The following is a 17214-nucleotide window of genomic DNA, read 5'->3' on the forward strand; positions in this document are numbered from 1 at the left end:
AAAAGGTCCCAAACCGTTATTTATTATATCAGAGTATTAGGACAAGCGATTTCAAAGTAGCATTAAAAAATAAAACAGAAAACCGTTTCTGCCCTTTTATTGTCTAATAGGTATAGAGATTATGAAGAACGCTGGTGAGCCTATGCCGGGAAACTATTTTCACCGGAACAAAAAACAAAATGATGAAGCTTTTTCCGAATTAATGGTATCTTACCACAACGAGCTCTATCGCACGGCGTGGCGCTATTTGAAGAATGAGCATGATGCTCTGGACGCGCTTCAGGAGGTCGGTTATCGGGCCTACAAAAATTTTCATAAAGTCAAAAATCCGCAGTATGTAAAGACCTGGATGATCCGAATTATGATTAACTATTGCCTGAACGAAATGAATCGGAGAAAACGGGTTATTCCTGTCGACTCCCTTTCAGAAAAACAGGGGCGTGATCAGGACCGCGCCATCAGTCTCGATGTCGAACGTTATGTTCAGAGTCTCGATGAAAAGTATCAGCTGATTATCGTCCTGAAATATTATCATCAGTACACACTTTCTGAAATTGCTGAAAACCTGGAGATTCCGATTGGAACAGTGAAAACAAGGTTAAATCACGGCCTCGGATTGCTGAGAAATAAGATGCAGAAGGAGGAGGGAAAATGATGCCTGATTTTGAAAAAGAGATGGAACGGTTCAGCAAAGCGTTTGACCATACCCCGGAGTCCGAACACTCAGAACAAGCGATCACTCTCGGTATCGAGCGTGCCCGAAGCAAGGCCAAAAGAAACCGCCGGATGCTGCAGGTCGCTACGGTCGCGGCCGCCGTCATTTTATTGTTTTTCTCTTCAGTAAAAATATCGCCTGCCTTCGCGGCTTATGTGGCTAAACTTCCTGGCCTGAATCAAATCGTCTTTCTGATCAACGGGGATCGCGGACTTAAGGATGCGGTTAACCACCACGCCCTGCAGCAGCTGAATTTATCCGAAACAAAAGGGCGCACCACCTTCACTATTAACAGTATGATTGCCGATCAGAATCAGATGATTCTCTTCTACACAATCAGGAATCCAGGAAAGAACGGAATATTTGCTATGAGTAAGATCGATGTGAAAAATACTTCAGGCGAATCAGTCATGGGCCATGCGGGTTTAGATTCTGATGCTCCGACCAAAAAGAATTCTGTCGTGCACCAGCGTCTGACGATCTCTTTCAAGAATAATAAACTGACTGATCCGCTTTATCTGTCAATCAGACGGAATGCTGTTTCCTGGCGCTTTACGATTCCCTTTGACATTAAAAAGTTTGAGCGTATGAAAAAAAGCTACCCCATCCATCAAACCGCTGTCCTGCAGGGGCAAAAGATCAATTTTGAATCGATGACGATTTATCCGACAAGAATCGCTATCCGGGTCAAATATGATCCGAACAACACAAAAAAGATCACCGCTTTGGATGACCTGAGGATTGTTGACGGAAACGGGCACCAATGGAAGCCTATTGTTAATGGCCTGGAATCGTCCGAGATTAACAGTAACGAGCAAATCCTGTATTTTCAAAGCAATTACTTTTCAGAACCGAAATCGCTCTATTTAATGATGACACATGCACGGGCCATTGATAAAAACATGCGGAATGTCGTTGTTGATCCGGTTAAGAAAAAGCTGATGAAGAAACCGAAAGATGGCTGGCTGACGCTGAAGTCCATTCAAACAGTCAAAGATCGTATGGATGAAACACGCAAAGATCAGATCGTCACACTCTCTCTGCGCTGGCCGAAAAGAGATGCCAACATAGGTTATCAGATCTTTGCCTCCACTTTTACCGATCAGACTGGAAAAACGTTCACACTCCGTGGCATGGGAACAGCAATGATTGGTGACACGCGGAATGATTTGCAGCTGATTATTGCTGACAGAAAATATAAAGGGCCACTGACCTTCAAGATCATTGATTACCCATCTAGGATTTACGGCAATGTCCGGATCAAAATAAAATAATCTTAAAACAGTCTACCTGGAGTGCCATCAGAACACTCAGGTAGACTGTTTGTTTAGCGTCACGGTTCAGTTTCTCACTTGTGTGTGCCCTGAGAGATGTACTCGTTTAACTTCTCTCGGCTCATTGAACAAGTGCTGGTGTTTTAAGGCCGGGAAAACGCACTTGTCAAAAACCCCGACCAATGTTCCCTGAAAGATCAGCGCAAAAACCGTACCGACATTGATTGCATAAATCTGTTGTGCATCCAGCCAGCAGAGAAAAATGATCACGACCGGTGGCGCAAAAGTAACCAGCTGAGCAATGGTCGCGTTGCCCTTAAAGTATTTGAAACGGATAATCTGCATCAGGTCATCGACCGGATGGAGAATCAGATTGACCCGTTGATAAATGGAAATTCCCATGGATATAAGGGATATTCCGGCTATATCGAGAATGATCCGTACGAAAAGCGGCAATTCATTGATCCCGAAACTCAGTAAGAGCTGAGTGATCAGACCAACCAGATAACTGAATGGAACCATAAAAATCAAGTTTCCCAAAATGCGGTGCCATTCAACCTTATGAACAATGATCGTATTAATGAAAATAACAGCTACACCAAATCCAAACAGCGTTACATCCAAAGGAATGGCTGTGAGCTGTGTCAGATTAACGGAAGACGCTGTCCATAAGGCGCTCCCTAAATTCAGTGAAACAGTCAGCGCATTTCCAAGAGCGTTAACAAGAATTGAAATCATAAAATAGACAATACTTTCTGAGCGGGTGATTGGTTTTGCCTGATCGGTTAACACAGAGATTTCCTTCCTGATTCGGGTATCTGCCCGGTTTTATAATCATGACTTTTTGATACAGTTTACATTCTAATACTTTTTGTTCAACAAAAACCAGATGAATTTGGCAATTTCTCGACGATCAATCTGGTTTTTGACTGTTCAGCCTGTATTCATTTCCGTTTACCCGCGGGTGCTCAGAAATTTCTTGAGTTGTGTCACTCCTTGAAGGATCTGCTCCGGCGTCAGGCTGCCATATCCCATAACCACTTGATGCGTGTGTCTGCCTTTATTCATTGCGAAGTGTTCCACCGGATAAATGCGCACTCCCTGCTTCTCAATTTCTCCAGCGAGCGCATCATCAAAATCAATATCCGGAATGTCAACGACCAAATGCATACCCGCCGCTCTTCCGATTATTTTCGCATTTTTAAAAGATGCCCGAACAGCTGTCTCGAGCACTTCCCGTCTTTTTCGATAAATTCTTCTCATCTTGCGAATGTGGCGATCCAGATACCCCTCTTCAATAAAACGGGACAAGACAAGCTGGTCAATGGAAGAGGTATGGCGGTCATGAAACCACTTCAGACGGCGGAACGTTTCAATCAGGTGTGTGGGAAGCACGACGAAACCCATCCTGAGAGCCGGCGACAGGATTTTGCTGAACGTCCCGACATAGATCACCCGCTCCGGATCCAGTCCCTGGATGGATGGAACCGGCGCCCCTTCGTATGTAAATTCGCTGTCATAATCATCTTCTACAATATAATTATTCAATTCCCGGGCGTATTGAATCAGCTGCACTCTTCTTTGAATCGACAGAATACCACCCATTGGAAATTGATGAGAAGGGATAACGAATACAAACCCGGTACCCTCCTCCTTTGGGAGACACTCCGGTATGATTCCGTTCTCATCCACTGGCACAGGAATAATGCCTGCTCCGGCACTGAAAAAAATATTGCGCATTTCGTCCGTTACAGGATCTTCAACAGAGATACCGGTCCGAGCTTTGATTAGCATCTCTGTTATAAGCCTCAGAGCCTGAGTGGCTCCTGTTGTAATCATGATCTGCTCCGGATGACAATGGACGCTCCTGACCCTTTGGAGATACTTAGCCAGTGTAACTCTGAGTTCTCTAATCCCGCCGGGCTCAGCATAACCAAAAATGTGATCCGGAGCTTCGTAGCAAATGTCCCTGGTCAGCTGTCCCCATTTTTTTCTCGGAAATTGATCCATCGCCGGATGACTGCCGCGAAAGTCAATTATGGGCTTCCGATCTGCCACGTTAGGCATTACTTTTTCGTATTCCGACGTTTTACCTTTCGCAGGTAAAAAAGAACCCTTGGCAACAAATGTCCCTGATTTTGACCGGACTTCCAAATAACCTTCCGCAATCAGCCGCTCATAGGCTTCCAGAACAACATTGCGTGATACGCCGATTGCCGCACTGAGCCCCCGTGATGAGGCGAGACGCTCCCCTTCCTCCAGATCCCGGTTCAAAATGCTCTTACGGATCTGATCATATATTTGCTGCGTCAGAGATACCGAACTTTTTCGATCGATGGTGACAAATAACATTCCAATCCCCCGATAAACAAACTGGTACCATAAAAGTTTTTATTTTTTGGATCTATTATAGGCCAGTATAGCATGCTACGATTTAAAAAAATATTGGAGGAGATTTTTAATGAAAACAATTGGTCTGATCGGTGGATTAAGCTGGGAGTCAACTGCCGAATACTACCGCTACATCAATACAATCGTACAAAAAGAAATGGGCGGCCTGCATTCGGCCAAATGTCTCACGTATTCTTTTGATTTTGAAGAGATCGCTGCGCTTCAGAGAGCCGGGGAATGGGATAAGGCGACCGATCTGATGATTCACGCGGCCACTACGCTGGAGAATTCGGGGGCTGACGTTCTGGTCATCTGTACCAATACCATGCACAAAATGGCTTCTGAGGTCCAGGGTGCCGTGTCCATTCCATTGATTCATATTGCAGATGCAGCGGCTAAGGCCATTCAGAAACAAGGATTGACGAAAGTCGGATTACTTGGAACAAAATTCACAATGGAACAGAACTTTTATAAAAACCGGCTGATGACACATGGCATTTCGACGATCATTCCGGAAGAAAGCGATCGTCAGGTCATTCATGATGTTATTTTCGGGGAATTGTGCCAGGGCGTTTGCTCCCCTGCCTCAAAAGATAAGTACCTGCATATTATTGATAAGCTCCTGTCTCAGGGTGCGGAGGGTATCATTCTCGGCTGTACGGAAATCCCATTACTTATCAGTCAACAGGATTGTTCCGCGCCGATATTCGATACAACCTATCTTCACGCTGAAGCAGCAGCTACATTGGCTCTAGAGACTGTCTCCTGTTAACCACTGACAAAAAACCTGCCTCCGCTGAGGCAGGTTTTTTTGGCACTTCATTTCGTGTTTGATTAATCCACTCAGAGATAGACGGATGATGCGCGGCCGTGTTTTTTTAGAGGATGCCCCTGACGGTTCACAGCGTAGATACCGGTACAGACGAGAACAAGTGCAACGGCATTCTCCCACTTATAAATATTTTCGCCCAAAAAGATTGCTGACAAAATGGCACCGGATACCGGAATCAGAAAGTTGTAAACAGAAATCGGACCCACTTTGTTATAGTTTAAAAGAATGGTCCAGAGGGTAAAAGCGAGTGCTGAAAGCAGGCCGAGGTACAGCAACACCAGCGTGGATCCGAACGTAAAATGCGCCACATAACCCTTGCCGGAAATGCCCATAAGAAGAAGTACAACGCCTCCGATCAGCAATTGATAGCCGGTCACAATCACCGAGTCCATTCTCTGGCAGATCCTTTTGCCATAAATCGCTGAAGCAGAAAAAGCAAAAGCGGCTACTGCAACAAAGCCCTCTCCGATGATTTTAAAGTTGAAACTCAGAAGGTCACTACTGAAGTTCACAAGTAGGACACCTAAAAACCCAAGAATGCACCCCACGGCTTTACTGAAATTGATGCGGTCATCTCTGTAAAGGAAATGGGCGAGGATCACACTGAAAAAGGCGGAGGTACCGTTCATGATTGACGCTTTGAGGCCTGTGGTGTGGGCCAGTCCAATGTAGAAGAACACGTACTGCAGCGTCGTTTGAGTTAATCCCAGAAGAATGAGGGACTCGATATTCTTCCAGGTGAGTGTAAATAATTTTTTGGACATCATCAATGCCAAGATTAAAACCATCAATCCGGCGATGATGAATCTGTATCCGGCGAAAGACAGTTCGGCAAATACATTGCCCGTGCTGATTTGAAAGAGCGAATAGCCAATTTTGACCCCCGGATAAGCACTTCCCCATAAGATGCAGCAAAATACCGCCAGCACAATCACAACTTTTTTGTTTGTAAAAAACTTTTCTCCATCCAATGATGTCAGCGCCCTCTTTATGAGTAATTGATCTTGCCAGGATCTGCCGTTCGATGAAACAAAATACATTCCCTTTATTATACGATACAGGCCATATTTTTTCAGATGATGTTCATAAAATTCATCGGTGTAGTACGCGAGACGTGCTAATATAAGTTTAGTTACTTGATAGTTATATCAATCATCTAAAAAAGGCTGAACACATTCAGGAGGCAATTACATTGGGGAATCAGAAAGTTATTGTCATTGGTGCAGGCATTTCCGGGCTTGCAGCCGTTTACTATATGAAGCAAAATTTACCTGAAGCCCACATTACTTTGTTGGAGGCCTCAGACCGGATCGGCGGAAAAATCAAAACCGTGAGGCGGGACGGGTTTGTTATTGAATGTGGTCCAGAGGGATATATGGCCCGCAAACCCACGCTGACCAACCTGATCAAGGACATTGGCCTCGGTGATCAACTGGTCCATTCAGGCACAGGTACATACTATATCTACGTCAATCATCGTCTCAGACAAATGCCAAAAGGTTCCGTTATGGGCATTCCAACCAAAATGCTTCCCATGGTGACGACAGGGCTGGTCAGTCCGCTTGGGAAACTACGCGCGGCATTGGATTTACTGATTCCACGTGTCTATCAGGACAAAGATATTTCACTTAAAGAATTTTTTGAAAGGCGCCTTGGATCGGAGCTCGTCACCAATATGATTGAGCCTCTGCTGTCCGGCATTTACAACGGCGATCTGGCGGACATGAGCCTTGAGGCGACACTGCCGCAGTTCGCGGCTATTGAGAAAAAGCACAGAAGTCTGATTCTGGGCATGAAAAGTATCCAACCGCCGAAGCAGGCAGGAACATCAAAGAAATCAGCGGGCCGATTCTTATCGCTATCATGCGGACTGGATGTTCTGGTAGAAAAGCTGGCTTCATACGCTGACGAAATCCGGTTGAAAACGCCTGTTGATCATGTCGAACCTGGGAAAGTCACCCTAAGTGATGGAACCGTTTTGAATGCCGATTCAATCATTTTGGCAACATCACCAAAACAGCTAGGACCTCTGCTTGATTTTCCGGAGGCCTGGAGCCTGAGCAATGACAAGCGGACAACAACTGCCACCGTGGCTCTCGCCTTCAAAAAAGAAGAGGTGGAACAGCTGGACGGGACAGGCTATGTCGTCTCCAGAAAAGAAGGGCTGAATATCACGGCGTGCAGCTTCATGAATCATAAATGGTCCTACACGGCGCCTGAAGATTGCGCACTCATCCGTACGTACGTTGGGACAGCTGAAGATGCGGCGATCGTTGAAGAAAGCGATGAAGCGATTGAGGAAAAAGCACTGGCCGATCTGAGAAAAATATCAAAACTAGGGACACCCTTGTTTTCCGTCATCACGCGACAGATTGATAATATGCCGCAATACACCGTCAATCACAATCAGCGTGTTCAGGCGTTTGAAGATGCTCTTGGGAAAATCAATGGTGTTTATGCCTGCGGCGCGTTGCTTCACGGCGTGGGTCTACCAGACTGTGTAGACAACGCAATGCATGTCGCCGAAGAAGCGGCCGGTCAGCTGAAAGAAAATGAGGATGCAGCGACAAACTCCTAATTCTTCATGCTTGTATTATGATCGGTTTATAAAGCCGAAAAAAGTTCTTTACCAAAAGGATAATCCACCTGGTAAAGAACTTTTTTGTGATTGACGGAGAGACAGATGAAACCAGCCTACTCTTTTTTCCGGCGACATGGCTTTTCCGCTCATTTCAGAGCTGTCTGTCTCTCCACTCTCCCGTCGATCATCCAATAAACGATGCTGATAAGAATCATCGCCGCCATCAACGCAGAATACAGGAGAATTGAAGAATTGAGTCCGATCCAGTGGGCAACAAAGCCCAGGCCCAGGATCGGAAGACTCACACCTAAATAGGTTATTACATAGAAGGAAGCGATAATGTCGCCGCGAGATTGATCCGGCGAGATATGATTCGTTAGGGCGAGGCTTCCCGCAAAAGTCGGGCCATGTCCGAAACCGATCAAAATGGTCGTTAAAAATAGGAAGAGTAATGATTTTGTCGATAGCGTCATAACGAGAGCGACGAGCCCTAGAATAATGAGAACGAAGCCGAGAATGACTAATTTTTGTAATGATAATCTTTTGAGGATGACCTGGCTGATCGTAGAGATGCTCAGAACCAGGGCAACGATTGCCCCGGAAACGGCTAAGTTCGAGCTCCCCACCAACTGGTCGGCATAGCTCGGGATAATAGAGAGCATCAGGCTCATGATTGACCAGGCAATAAACGAGGTCATGCCGGATAAATAGAACCGGTTCCGAATGCTGTGCGGCACAGCTGGCCGATGCACATGGACAGAACCTGTGTGTTTCACTTTTTCACTCATGTATAAGAGACCCACAAAACCCGGAATCGCAAGGAACATATGAATAAAATAAGCCAGCTTCATTGGAAAAGGCGCATACTCACCCAGAAATCCTGATAGTACAGGGCCAAGCGCATTGCCTACTGTCACGGCCATCGATCCAATAAAAGCCGCTTTGATCCGGTTATGCTTTTCATCCAGTTCCGTTAACGCCGCGACGGCCACACCATTCATCATGCCGACCGATAAACCCTGAAAGATCCGCGAGACGAGCAGCATCATAAAATTAGTAGATAAAGCAAAGCATACCGATCCGACGATGATAAAAAAGACTCCGGGGATCAGTAATTTTTTTCTCCCCACCTGATCGGACAGCTGTCCGGAGATAATAATCGTTGGGATCACCACAACCGCGTAAATCGCAAAAAGAAGCGTCACCATACCTGCCGACAGATGCCATTGTGTCTTGTATAGCGCAAGCAGCGGCGATGGAATATTCGTTCCTAAAAGCGTAATGAACAAGTTATAGGCCACAAGCCAAAAAAGGGTGGCTCGATTTGAGAAAATCCCGTTTAGCTTATTTTGGGCGCCCCAAAGCGTCGGGCGGGGTCGCGTCACATTGACCTGAATCACTTCCATTAAGCCGTCAAGCTGCCGAATCACCTTCTCAAGAGCCATAGTCTCAATCTTCAGTGAAATTTTCATTCTAGATGTGTGTACTTCTTTATATGTGCCAACCGTTAACGCATCGATGTTCAGACCCGACTGACTAAATAAATGGGAAACCTGAGCCAAGATACCTGGCTGGTTTTTGACAATCACGGAAATGCGGTGGGTTTTCATATTCTCCCCCCCTTCTGATTACTTGGGTTTCATGATATCATTCCATTATCTATACGAAAAATATCTGTTTTATTCGTCTACCATACCTTTGAGGTATACATCAGGAGGAACCATTGATGGATATCAGACAGCTTCGCTATTTTCTGGCGATCGCCAGAGAAGGACAAATTACGCGTGCGGCAAAAACATTGAATATGGAACAACCGCCCTTAAGCCGACAATTAAAGCTCATTGAGGAAGAACTTGGCGTCACCTTATTTGACCGGAATGGAAAACGTATGACATTGACCGAAGCCGGGACAGTCCTGCAGGCCAAAGCAGAAGCGCTGATCCATCAGCTGGAAGAAACGGTCACAGAAATAGCGGAAATTGATCAAGGGATCCAGGGTATGCTCTCCATCGGTTCCGTCTTCTCCTGTGTGTCTTTATTGCCGGAGAAAATCGCCTTTTTTCGCGAGTGCTACCCGCGTGTCACTTTTAAGATTCTGGAAGGCGATCATGTGGTGTTGGGTGACTATCTAGAGGACCGCAGCATTGAACTGGTAGTCACGAGACTCCCTTTTGAGTCGAGCTATGATTCAGAACGATATGCCGTGCTTCGTCTCCCTTCTGATCCCTTCGTGATGATTGTCCCGAAGAAACGGAACTGGCGACCGGCGCAGTCCTCATTTTTACTCCAAGATCTCGCAACAACGCCTCTGATCGCTTTAAAAAGCGACAAAACAATTCAATTAAACGAAAAAATCGTCAACGAGTGCCGACGATTAGGGTTTGAGCCCAATATCATATGCGAATGTTCCAGCGTCTCGATAACGATCGCCTTAGTCATCGCCGGAATCGGCGTGACCATCCTGCCGAAATCAGTTTTGTCCGCTTTTTCGGTCGCCGACATTGAATTATTTGATCTGCCCGATATTACGGTGCAATCCGATGTCGGCCTTATATGGCTTAAAAATCGTTATCTGACCAAAAAGGCGCAGCGGTTCATTGAGTTGTTTCAACCATCATAAAGGAGCGAGATAAGACGAGATGAAAATAAGACAGGTGAGAAAAAAGAACCTGACATGAGATACCAACACTTCTGACGCTCTCTCAGATATAATAACCCTGTATTGTTCATTTCTGTTTTTTTATCTAAAACCTCTTGAACGGCTTTTCGCATGAGTTCCGTAGTTTCCGCAATTGTATAACCTTGTTTTCCTCCTGACCTTTCCTCTTCCGTCACACCGGTATCAGGTGAGCATATTCCTGTTCTTATTTTGCAGATGCATTTATAATTTTCAGCAAAAATATTACAGTTCTTCAGAAAAATGATTATTACACGCACCGCGCTACATAATCGAAAGGAATGATGGACTTGGCTGTTTTATCGACCTATGAAAACACTCAGATTTATTATGAAGAAAAAGGAAATGGAAATCCACCTATCTTATTAATACACGGTGTAACAAATAGTCATTTAACATTTGATCAGGAATTTGAGTGGATGAGCAAAGAACACTTAGTCGTACGCTATGATTTACGGGGCCACGGCGACTCATCAAAATCTGAAAAGTACACGCTTGACGATCATATCCATGACGGGATTGCGCTGATCACCCGATTAGGTCTCAGGAATGTCATACTTCTGGGCGAGTCTCTGGGAAGCTACATCGCACAAGGGATCGCAGTCAAACGGCCTGATTTGTTATCAAAGCTGATCCTTGTTGTCCCAGCATCGCATGGTGAAGGATCATCATTTGGGAAAGTACAAAGGGAACACGCCCATGAATTAATCGGTAAAACAAGCGACGAAGCATTCAGGATTTTATTTAAATATGTGATTCATACACCCTCAAGATTGGATCCAATCGTAGAGCAGACGTTACAACATGATCATCTGTCCGTTACCCAAAAACAGGCGGCGATCCAGTCGATCACGCGATTTGATTTCCGAGAAGATCTCCCAAAAATAGAGCTGCCCACACTCGTAATCAGCGGAAAGTTCGATAATTTAAATCCGCCTGACCTGGGAAAAGAAGTTTCTGATTTAATTCCGGATGCGCAATTCATTGAATTTGACAATGAAGGTCATTTGCTAAGACTGGAAAACCCTGAACGTTTTAAAAGGGTCATAAGCAAATTTTTAAACATAAGCTAAACAAATCAATTTAAGGTTCCCACAGATCAAACTTTTTCAAAGACAAAAATTAATCGTATTGATATATGGACGTTCCTACCATATAATTAAACTTTTTTATAAAACAGAAAGTTCATTCAAGAAGAAAAGGATCCATTTTGATCAATCTTTTTTCAAAATGGATTCTTTTCTTTTGCTGTAAAGCATGGGTTTGTCGAACGTTTTTGAACAAATTTTATTTTAAAACTACAGCATGCTTTCTTCAATATCCATGATAACAAGATCACTTTCCCACTTTTTCGTCAGATAAACCGGCTCACCGCTTTCTCTGCATATTTCCGCGATTTCATTGTAGTTCTTTCTTATCGCTACTGAAGGCTTTATCTTCATGATGATCCACCTTATAGCAAAATAGTACACTTATTACGTAATAATATGACTACCTCAATCAATTAGAAACAAAACGACGATCAAAAGATAACCAGCTCAAGACTCACTACGTCTCGGTATGGCTTCAGTTAAACACGGCTTCGCTCGCATGAATTTGTTGACACCGTTTAAAGGGCATTGTACCATAGTTCTATGAATATAAAACAACCAAACAAAAATCTAGTTCTTGTTCCTATGTTAAAAGCTTTGGCTGACGAAACACGACTAGACATTGTTCGAACGCTGCGTGACACGCCAGGTGAATTAAGCTGCGGAGACATTGGCGAGAGGATGAGTATTGCGAAATCAACTGCTTCGTATCATTTCAGGACATTGAGAGAAGCCGGGCTGATCAGCACCCGCAAAGACATTCGAACAAAATATGTCAGCCTGCGCCGTGATGTATTTGATGAGTATCTACCAGGTTTCCTGGATTCCTTGTGAGTCCGGGTATTTATTTATTTTATAGTTCCATTATTGTAGAACAATAAAATTATGAAGGAGATCACAATGAAGAAAATTCCAGTACTCTTTTTTATAACCACGTTTATCATCGGAACAGACACTTTCCTCATTTCACCACTCTTACCGACACTTAGCCAGGTGTACCATACACCATCCAATCTTTCGGGATGGATGGTCAGCGCTTATGCACTAGGCTACGCCTTATTTGCCTTGATTGCCGGTCCTTTATCCGATGGCATGGATCGAAAAAAAGTCATGATCCTCGGCTTGTTTGGCTTTGCTCTGGCAACCTTTTTGTGCGCGATCTCTCCAAGTTTTTGGACAATGATTCTTTTCAGATTCCTGGCCGGCGTCAGTGCCGCTTTCGTTACCCCGCAAGTTTGGGCTTCCATTCCACAGCTTGTCGCACCCAAAGCAATCATCAAAACAATGGGCTATGCAACTGCCGGCCTTTCTGTTTCCCAAATGATCGGCCTTCCTGCAGGTAGCTATCTCGCAGCCTTCTCATGGCACGCGCCGTTTTTTGTCCTTTCTCTCTTTGCATTGCTCCTGAATTTTACGATCCTGTTGATGTTACCTTCAATACCTGCCACTCGAACAAACAAGAGTCGTCACATGGGACAAATTTACATATCTATTATGAGGGCCCCTCGTGCCCTAAATTTTTTTGCAGCCTACTTCATGTTTCAAACCGGTTTTTTCACCTCCTATGCATTTTTCGGAACCTGGTTCACTCAAGCCTTTTCTCTAAATGTAGCTTCTATTGGCACGAACATGATCCTGCTTGGGCTCGGCAACTTAATCGGATCACTTTTCGGCAGCAAACTCGTCGCAAAAATAGGCGTGGCAAAATCCATACTCTTTTCTTTAATTTTTTTATCCGTCACTTACGCACTTCTACCGTTCTCCGGATTCCTGTGGATCGCCGAAAGCCTGTTCTTTCTCATCTTTTTAGTTGGCGGTTTTATTTTCCCAGTTATGATGAGCACGCTTCAATCACTTGCACCGTCAGCACGAGGCACCGTGTCGGCTTTAACCAGCGCCGTGATGTATGCCGGTACCACAGTGGGAGGCGTTATCGGCGGGCTGTTATTTGGCCCATTTCATGGGTTTACCGGGATCGGGCTGTTTGCTGCGATAATGAATATAATCCCCCTCTTCATCTTTCAAAGAGCGGGACTGTTTCATGACGCAAAAGAAGAGAGGGCACACTGATCCTGCCACTCTGCATCCGTCGGTGAACGGTGGGCAGAGTCACAAGCGCCTGCCTTATTTGACTCGATCAATGATCCGGTCGGCAGCCTGAGAAGCGGTGATGCTGCTGACATCTATTTTTGTTGTATTCATTTCTTTATATAATTTCAGTCTTGCAGTACTGGTTTCTATTTGTTCCACAGTTCTGATCCCCTTCTCCACATCTTTCATGATATGTACCCGGAGCGCTTCCTCGGTGCAAATCAGCGAAATTTTGTGGAGTTCGTATTCTGTATTCAGGCGGGACAAAATTTGTTCAAAAATATATTCCTGGTGAATCACCCAGCAGAAAACAATGTATTGAAATCCTGAATTTTTTAAATAAGCATTCAGCAGGTATGTAATGTTATCAATGACCATTTTCTTGTTTTCTTCCGTGATATTCCATGGATTCATCTTCCAGCACCAATCTCCGTCCAAAAAAACGCTTGGCTCCAGCCGGTCAGACAAGATTTCGGATACAGTGGATTTCCCTACGCCCATTGTTCCGTTAATGATAATCAGTTTTTTCATTTGGTTTCCTCTGTCAAATTTTTTTGGCCATAAATATAGCCGTATTTTTATACTGACGATGAAGTTTAACCTCTTTAAAACCGGCTGATTTTAGCAGTTTTATTTGATTTTCCGCGGTACATGGCGTATCGATATGATAGAAACCGTGAGTCAATCCAAGTTCAGACCTGAGCCGCTTACTTTCTGCAAAGAAAAAGTCTTCATCTTTTTGTGAGTTCGCAATATAATCGGTCTCAATATAGAACCCGTCAGATGATAGGCAATAATAGATTTTCTTATACAGAGTTACCTTTTGTTTATGTGTAAAATGATGCATCGTTTGGACAGATAGTGCGCTATCAAATTTTCCCATCCCGAAGTCAACATCAAAATATGATCCATTAATAAGAGTCAACTGGTCAGCTTTATCAATGTATTTTGATTTCAAGCGTTCAAGCATTTTTGATGATAAGTCTATTCCTGTAACATTTATGGTTGGATTTAATTTAAGTATTTCGTCTAACTCTAAGCCAGTACCGCATCCCAAGTCTAATAAATTCAAATCCTCTCTTTTCGGGACCAGCCGCGCAGTTTCAGTATAAAACTCATTGGAATCAGTAACACTTTCAAGCATGTGTTTTTCATAGTTATCAACTCTTCTGTCAAAAAAACGGCCCATTTCTTCTAATAACTCACTCATAGTTTTTCTCCTTAAATGACCAAAGAAAATCTGTGAAAAGCGTTTTTCATTAACTCAACGACCTTTTCATGAGGTAAATCAATATCATTGGACACAATTTGTGTTGCAATTCCGTGCGAATAGAGCCAAACGTCTCTGAAAAGACATTGAGCGCGTTCAAGACTTAATCCTGTTACATTTTTGGCATTCATAATTGAAGGTTGGTTCCAATCTTCATGAAGTATTTCTTCAATGCTTTTTCCCTCACAGGTTTTATCCATAAACAGGGTATTAAAAATATTTTTTTCTTTTCGTGCAAATTCGATATAGGCAATGCTCTGCGTTAAAAGCCTATTTTCATCGCTCATTTTACTTTCCATAAATGAGTTATAGTAATTGTTTAGTTTTTCAATTACATCTTGTTTCAACGCGTCCATATTTTTGTAGATACGGAACAGTGGCTTCGTTGAACAATTCAATAGATCGGCGAGACTTCGAGCGTTTATACTTTCCATTCCGCTCTTCCTTACTAACTCAGTTGCTGCTGCTAAAATATCTTCTTTTTTTATAATTGGTATCGGTGGCATTTTTAACTTCCTTTAAGGTAACGTTAGTTGCGTAACGTTTGTTACCATAATAATGCAGTTCACTTTTAGTGTCAATTATTTCACTAACCAGCTCTTACGAATCTGGGGAAGTATTCTACGTACGGGTTGCATCACCTCGGTAAAATCTATTGAAATTTAATAAAAAGCCCTTAAAATTAAAGGCTTTTTATGCACCACTGTTTAGTTAATCGCACGATTATGATTTATTCCCTGATCACGAGAAGTACCCCGCTGAGGACTAAGACTGCACCGATCCAGAATGTTCCGCCTATACTTTCTCCCAGAAGAAGCCACCCAAGGAGTGTGCCCATTAATGGTTGAAAAAAGAAGAACAAACCGCCGCTTGACGCGTTCAACAATTGTAATCCGCGATTCCAGAGTAAAAATCCGCAGGCAGTTGAAACAACTCCCAAATAGAGAATGCCGCCCCAGATTACCGGATGAGCCAACTGATTCATATTGATTTCATGCAGCTGTCCTAAAGTAAAAGGCGTAAGTATCACAATAGCGACTAAAATGGAGTAGTTTGTTATTTCAATTGATGAATAGCTTTTCGGGACACCTTTTACAAGAACGGACATGAGTGCCCATGTCAGTGCCGCAATCAGAAGGAAAAACCCACCCAATTGACCGGGCATGTTAATATGACCGTTTCCGACAATCAATAATACTCCAATCGTTGCTAAACCAACAGACACGGCTTTTTTCACATTCAGCCGTTCTTTAAGCAGCAGCCGGGCAAAGATGACCATAAAAGCTGGAGTAGAAGAAGTAATAACAGCTCCCATTTGTGCTGAAGAAAACATCGTGCCGAATTCCTGCGTTACGATTGAAATCGTATTGCCAATGACCCCAATTAATACTACTAATACAAGATCGCGTTTATGGATTCTCCATGACTGCTTTTTTATCAGGCTAATGATCAGTAGCGTTATAAAAGCGACACAATATCTCATCCAAACAAGCTCTATTGGTGGTATCACGGCTACGACAACTTTAACGACAACATACATACCGCCCCAGATGCTGGCGGCCAAAGCTAAATATAGAGAACCTAACCAAGTGTTTTTCAATTTCTGTACCCTCCGTATTTGAAGTCTGGTCAATAGATGCCCCTGACGGAGAGAAGCGGTCCCTTCACTCCATTAAGGACGGAGGAGTGCCGCTGGTACATCATTTTCAAATAATGGAGCTGAAAACATTTTGTTTCACCTCTGTTTCAATTAACATGTATTCTTTAAAACTCATTCTACTTTGCAGAATTTATTTTTACAATCTCATTTTTTCTTGAAAATAATCTATCACCCGTTTTTTCTAAATTAAAGACGCGCCCATCTGTCACAGGATATGAAGATAGGCATATGGTGTAATTGAGTTTGAAGTATTAGAAATCACTTACAAGGAGATCTCATCTGAATGAATGAATTCTATTCCTATGATCCGCCTCAGGATTTTGAGACGATCAATCAACCTTATTATACCGATGACTTAACCCCTTATCAGGATCGTCAGACCGGTACGCCTCCTGCGATGCCCTACCCGATGCAGCCGCAACCAGGCGGACCTTACCCGACACAGCCCACATCGCCCATGCCTTACCCGGCTCCATCCCATCCAGGGGCGCCTTATCCGACGCAGCCATACCCGATGCCCTATCCGCCGCCCCCCTCCGGTCCGCCCTATTATGGTGTACCGCGCCCGAGACCGCCCTACTGGGGACCGGGAACAGGTACTCCCTGGCCATACGGCACGCCGCGTTTTTGAG

At 43.9% G+C, this 17214-nt stretch carries 18 protein-coding genes; 9 read left to right on the forward strand and 9 right to left on the reverse strand.

From position 1 onward, the window contains the following. Positions 1-121 precede the first annotated feature (121 nt). A complete protein-coding gene (locus E4665_RS06220; RefSeq protein ID WP_135347940.1) occupies positions 122-655 on the forward strand; it encodes a sigma-70 family RNA polymerase sigma factor in 534 nt (177 codons plus the stop codon). Then, positions 655-1989 carry a DUF4179 domain-containing protein gene (locus tag E4665_RS06225; protein WP_167815130.1) on the forward strand — a complete coding sequence of 445 codons (1335 nt, stop codon included), beginning with the start codon at positions 655-657 and terminating at the stop codon, positions 1987-1989. The genes E4665_RS06220 and E4665_RS06225 overlap by 1 nt, the downstream gene beginning before the upstream one ends. Before the next feature lie 66 nt (positions 1990-2055). Here the strand turns inward: E4665_RS06225 and E4665_RS06230 are convergent, their stop codons facing one another. Further along, positions 2056-2781 (reverse strand): YczE/YyaS/YitT family protein, encoded by a 726-nt coding sequence (locus E4665_RS06230; protein ID WP_241654707.1) that lies wholly within the window; start codon positions 2779-2781, stop codon positions 2056-2058. Between the two features lie 162 nt (positions 2782-2943). Further along, positions 2944-4341 carry a MocR-like pyridoxine biosynthesis transcription factor PdxR gene (gene pdxR / locus E4665_RS06235; RefSeq protein WP_135347942.1) on the reverse strand — a complete coding sequence of 466 codons (1398 nt, stop codon included), beginning with the start codon at positions 4339-4341 and terminating at the stop codon, positions 2944-2946. A gap of 109 nt (positions 4342-4450) precedes the next feature. Here pdxR and E4665_RS06240 point away from each other — a divergent pair, with 109 nt between their 5' ends. Next, complete coding sequence (locus tag E4665_RS06240) at positions 4451-5152, forward strand: aspartate/glutamate racemase family protein (RefSeq protein WP_135347943.1); 702 nt, start codon at positions 4451-4453, stop codon at positions 5150-5152. A 71-nt stretch (positions 5153-5223) separates the two neighbouring features. Here E4665_RS06240 and E4665_RS06245 read toward each other — a convergent pair whose 3' ends face one another. Beyond that, on the reverse strand, positions 5224-6183 hold the full coding sequence (locus E4665_RS06245) for a DMT family transporter (protein WP_135347944.1): 960 nt from the start codon (positions 6181-6183) through the stop codon (positions 5224-5226). A 221-nt stretch (positions 6184-6404) separates the two neighbouring features. Between E4665_RS06245 and hemG the strand changes: the two genes are divergently transcribed. Then, the gene (gene hemG / locus E4665_RS06250) at positions 6405-7790 is read left to right on the forward strand and encodes a protoporphyrinogen oxidase (RefSeq protein WP_135347945.1); all 1386 of its coding nucleotides are present in this window, start codon (positions 6405-6407) and stop codon (positions 7788-7790) included. Between the two features lie 149 nt (positions 7791-7939). Here the strand turns inward: hemG and ilvN are convergent, their stop codons facing one another. After that, positions 7940-9403 (reverse strand): acetolactate synthase small subunit, encoded by a 1464-nt coding sequence (ilvN, locus tag E4665_RS06255; RefSeq protein WP_135347946.1) that lies wholly within the window; start codon positions 9401-9403, stop codon positions 7940-7942. A gap of 116 nt (positions 9404-9519) precedes the next feature. Here ilvN and E4665_RS06260 point away from each other — a divergent pair, with 116 nt between their 5' ends. Both E4665_RS06260 and E4665_RS06265 read left to right on the forward strand, forming a co-directional pair. Further along, entirely contained in the window at positions 9520-10413 is an 894-nt protein-coding gene (locus E4665_RS06260) for a LysR family transcriptional regulator (protein WP_135347947.1), read from the forward strand. A gap of 347 nt (positions 10414-10760) precedes the next feature. Beyond that, the gene (locus E4665_RS06265; protein ID WP_167815131.1) at positions 10761-11543 is read left to right on the forward strand and encodes an alpha/beta fold hydrolase; all 783 of its coding nucleotides are present in this window, start codon (positions 10761-10763) and stop codon (positions 11541-11543) included. A 225-nt stretch (positions 11544-11768) separates the two neighbouring features. Here E4665_RS06265 and E4665_RS06270 read toward each other — a convergent pair whose 3' ends face one another. Beyond that, a complete protein-coding gene (locus tag E4665_RS06270; protein WP_206663558.1) occupies positions 11769-11912 on the reverse strand; it encodes a type II toxin-antitoxin system Phd/YefM family antitoxin in 144 nt (47 codons plus the stop codon). Between the two features lie 192 nt (positions 11913-12104). Here E4665_RS06270 and E4665_RS06275 point away from each other — a divergent pair, with 192 nt between their 5' ends. Together E4665_RS06275 and E4665_RS06280 are read left to right on the forward strand one after the other, a co-directional pair. Next, positions 12105-12395: an ArsR/SmtB family transcription factor gene (locus tag E4665_RS06275; protein WP_135347949.1), complete on the forward strand. Its 291-nt coding sequence runs from the start codon at positions 12105-12107 to the stop codon at positions 12393-12395. 66 nt (positions 12396-12461) lie between these two features. Then, positions 12462-13631, forward strand: coding sequence for an MFS transporter (locus E4665_RS06280; protein ID WP_135347950.1), 1170 nt, complete (start codon positions 12462-12464; stop codon positions 13629-13631). 54 nt (positions 13632-13685) lie between these two features. Here the strand turns inward: E4665_RS06280 and E4665_RS06285 are convergent, their stop codons facing one another. The 4 genes from E4665_RS06285 to E4665_RS06300 all read right to left on the reverse strand — a co-directional run bounded on the left by E4665_RS06285 (position 13686) and on the right by E4665_RS06300 (position 16522). Beyond that, positions 13686-14183 carry an AAA family ATPase gene (locus E4665_RS06285; protein ID WP_135347951.1) on the reverse strand — a complete coding sequence of 166 codons (498 nt, stop codon included), beginning with the start codon at positions 14181-14183 and terminating at the stop codon, positions 13686-13688. A gap of 13 nt (positions 14184-14196) precedes the next feature. Further along, the gene (locus tag E4665_RS06290; RefSeq protein WP_135347952.1) at positions 14197-14862 is read right to left on the reverse strand and encodes a class I SAM-dependent methyltransferase; all 666 of its coding nucleotides are present in this window, start codon (positions 14860-14862) and stop codon (positions 14197-14199) included. 11 nt (positions 14863-14873) lie between these two features. Then, positions 14874-15428 carry a TetR/AcrR family transcriptional regulator gene (locus E4665_RS06295; protein ID WP_135347953.1) on the reverse strand — a complete coding sequence of 185 codons (555 nt, stop codon included), beginning with the start codon at positions 15426-15428 and terminating at the stop codon, positions 14874-14876. A gap of 224 nt (positions 15429-15652) precedes the next feature. Continuing rightward, positions 15653-16522: a DMT family transporter gene (locus E4665_RS06300; RefSeq protein ID WP_135347954.1), complete on the reverse strand. Its 870-nt coding sequence runs from the start codon at positions 16520-16522 to the stop codon at positions 15653-15655. 343 nt (positions 16523-16865) lie between these two features. On the opposite strand from E4665_RS06300, the gene E4665_RS06305 reads away from it, so the two are divergent. Further along, positions 16866-17213, forward strand: coding sequence for a hypothetical protein (locus E4665_RS06305; RefSeq protein WP_135347955.1), 348 nt, complete (start codon positions 16866-16868; stop codon positions 17211-17213). The last annotated feature ends 1 nt before the right edge of the window (position 17214 follow it).

This window comes from Sporolactobacillus shoreae, from assembly GCF_004684935.1.
Taxonomy (GTDB): Bacteria; Bacillota; Bacilli; order Bacillales; family Sporolactobacillaceae; genus Sporolactobacillus; species Sporolactobacillus shoreae.

Excerpts from the sequence above, each read along its gene's own strand:
- E4665_RS06220 (WP_135347940.1), top strand. The coding sequence starts at position 122 with ATGAAGAACGCTGGTGAGCCTATGCCGGGAAACTATTTTCACCGGAAC.
- E4665_RS06225 (WP_167815130.1), top strand. The coding sequence starts at position 655 with ATGCCTGATTTTGAAAAAGAGATGGAACGGTTCAGCAAAGCGTTTGAC.
- pdxR (WP_135347942.1), bottom strand. The coding sequence starts at position 4,341 with ATGTTATTTGTCACCATCGATCGAAAAAGTTCGGTATCTCTGACGCAG.
- E4665_RS06240 (WP_135347943.1), top strand. The coding sequence starts at position 4,451 with ATGAAAACAATTGGTCTGATCGGTGGATTAAGCTGGGAGTCAACTGCC.
- ilvN (WP_135347946.1), bottom strand. The coding sequence starts at position 9,403 with ATGAAAACCCACCGCATTTCCGTGATTGTCAAAAACCAGCCAGGTATC.
- E4665_RS06260 (WP_135347947.1), top strand. The coding sequence starts at position 9,520 with ATGGATATCAGACAGCTTCGCTATTTTCTGGCGATCGCCAGAGAAGGA.
- E4665_RS06270 (WP_206663558.1), bottom strand. The coding sequence starts at position 11,912 with ATGAAGATAAAGCCTTCAGTAGCGATAAGAAAGAACTACAATGAAATC.
- E4665_RS06275 (WP_135347949.1), top strand. The coding sequence starts at position 12,105 with ATGAATATAAAACAACCAAACAAAAATCTAGTTCTTGTTCCTATGTTA.
- E4665_RS06280 (WP_135347950.1), top strand. The coding sequence starts at position 12,462 with ATGAAGAAAATTCCAGTACTCTTTTTTATAACCACGTTTATCATCGGA.
- E4665_RS06285 (WP_135347951.1), bottom strand. The coding sequence starts at position 14,183 with ATGAAAAAACTGATTATCATTAACGGAACAATGGGCGTAGGGAAATCC.
- E4665_RS06290 (WP_135347952.1), bottom strand. The coding sequence starts at position 14,862 with ATGAGTGAGTTATTAGAAGAAATGGGCCGTTTTTTTGACAGAAGAGTT.
- E4665_RS06295 (WP_135347953.1), bottom strand. The coding sequence starts at position 15,428 with ATGCCACCGATACCAATTATAAAAAAAGAAGATATTTTAGCAGCAGCA.
- E4665_RS06305 (WP_135347955.1), top strand. The coding sequence starts at position 16,866 with ATGAATGAATTCTATTCCTATGATCCGCCTCAGGATTTTGAGACGATC.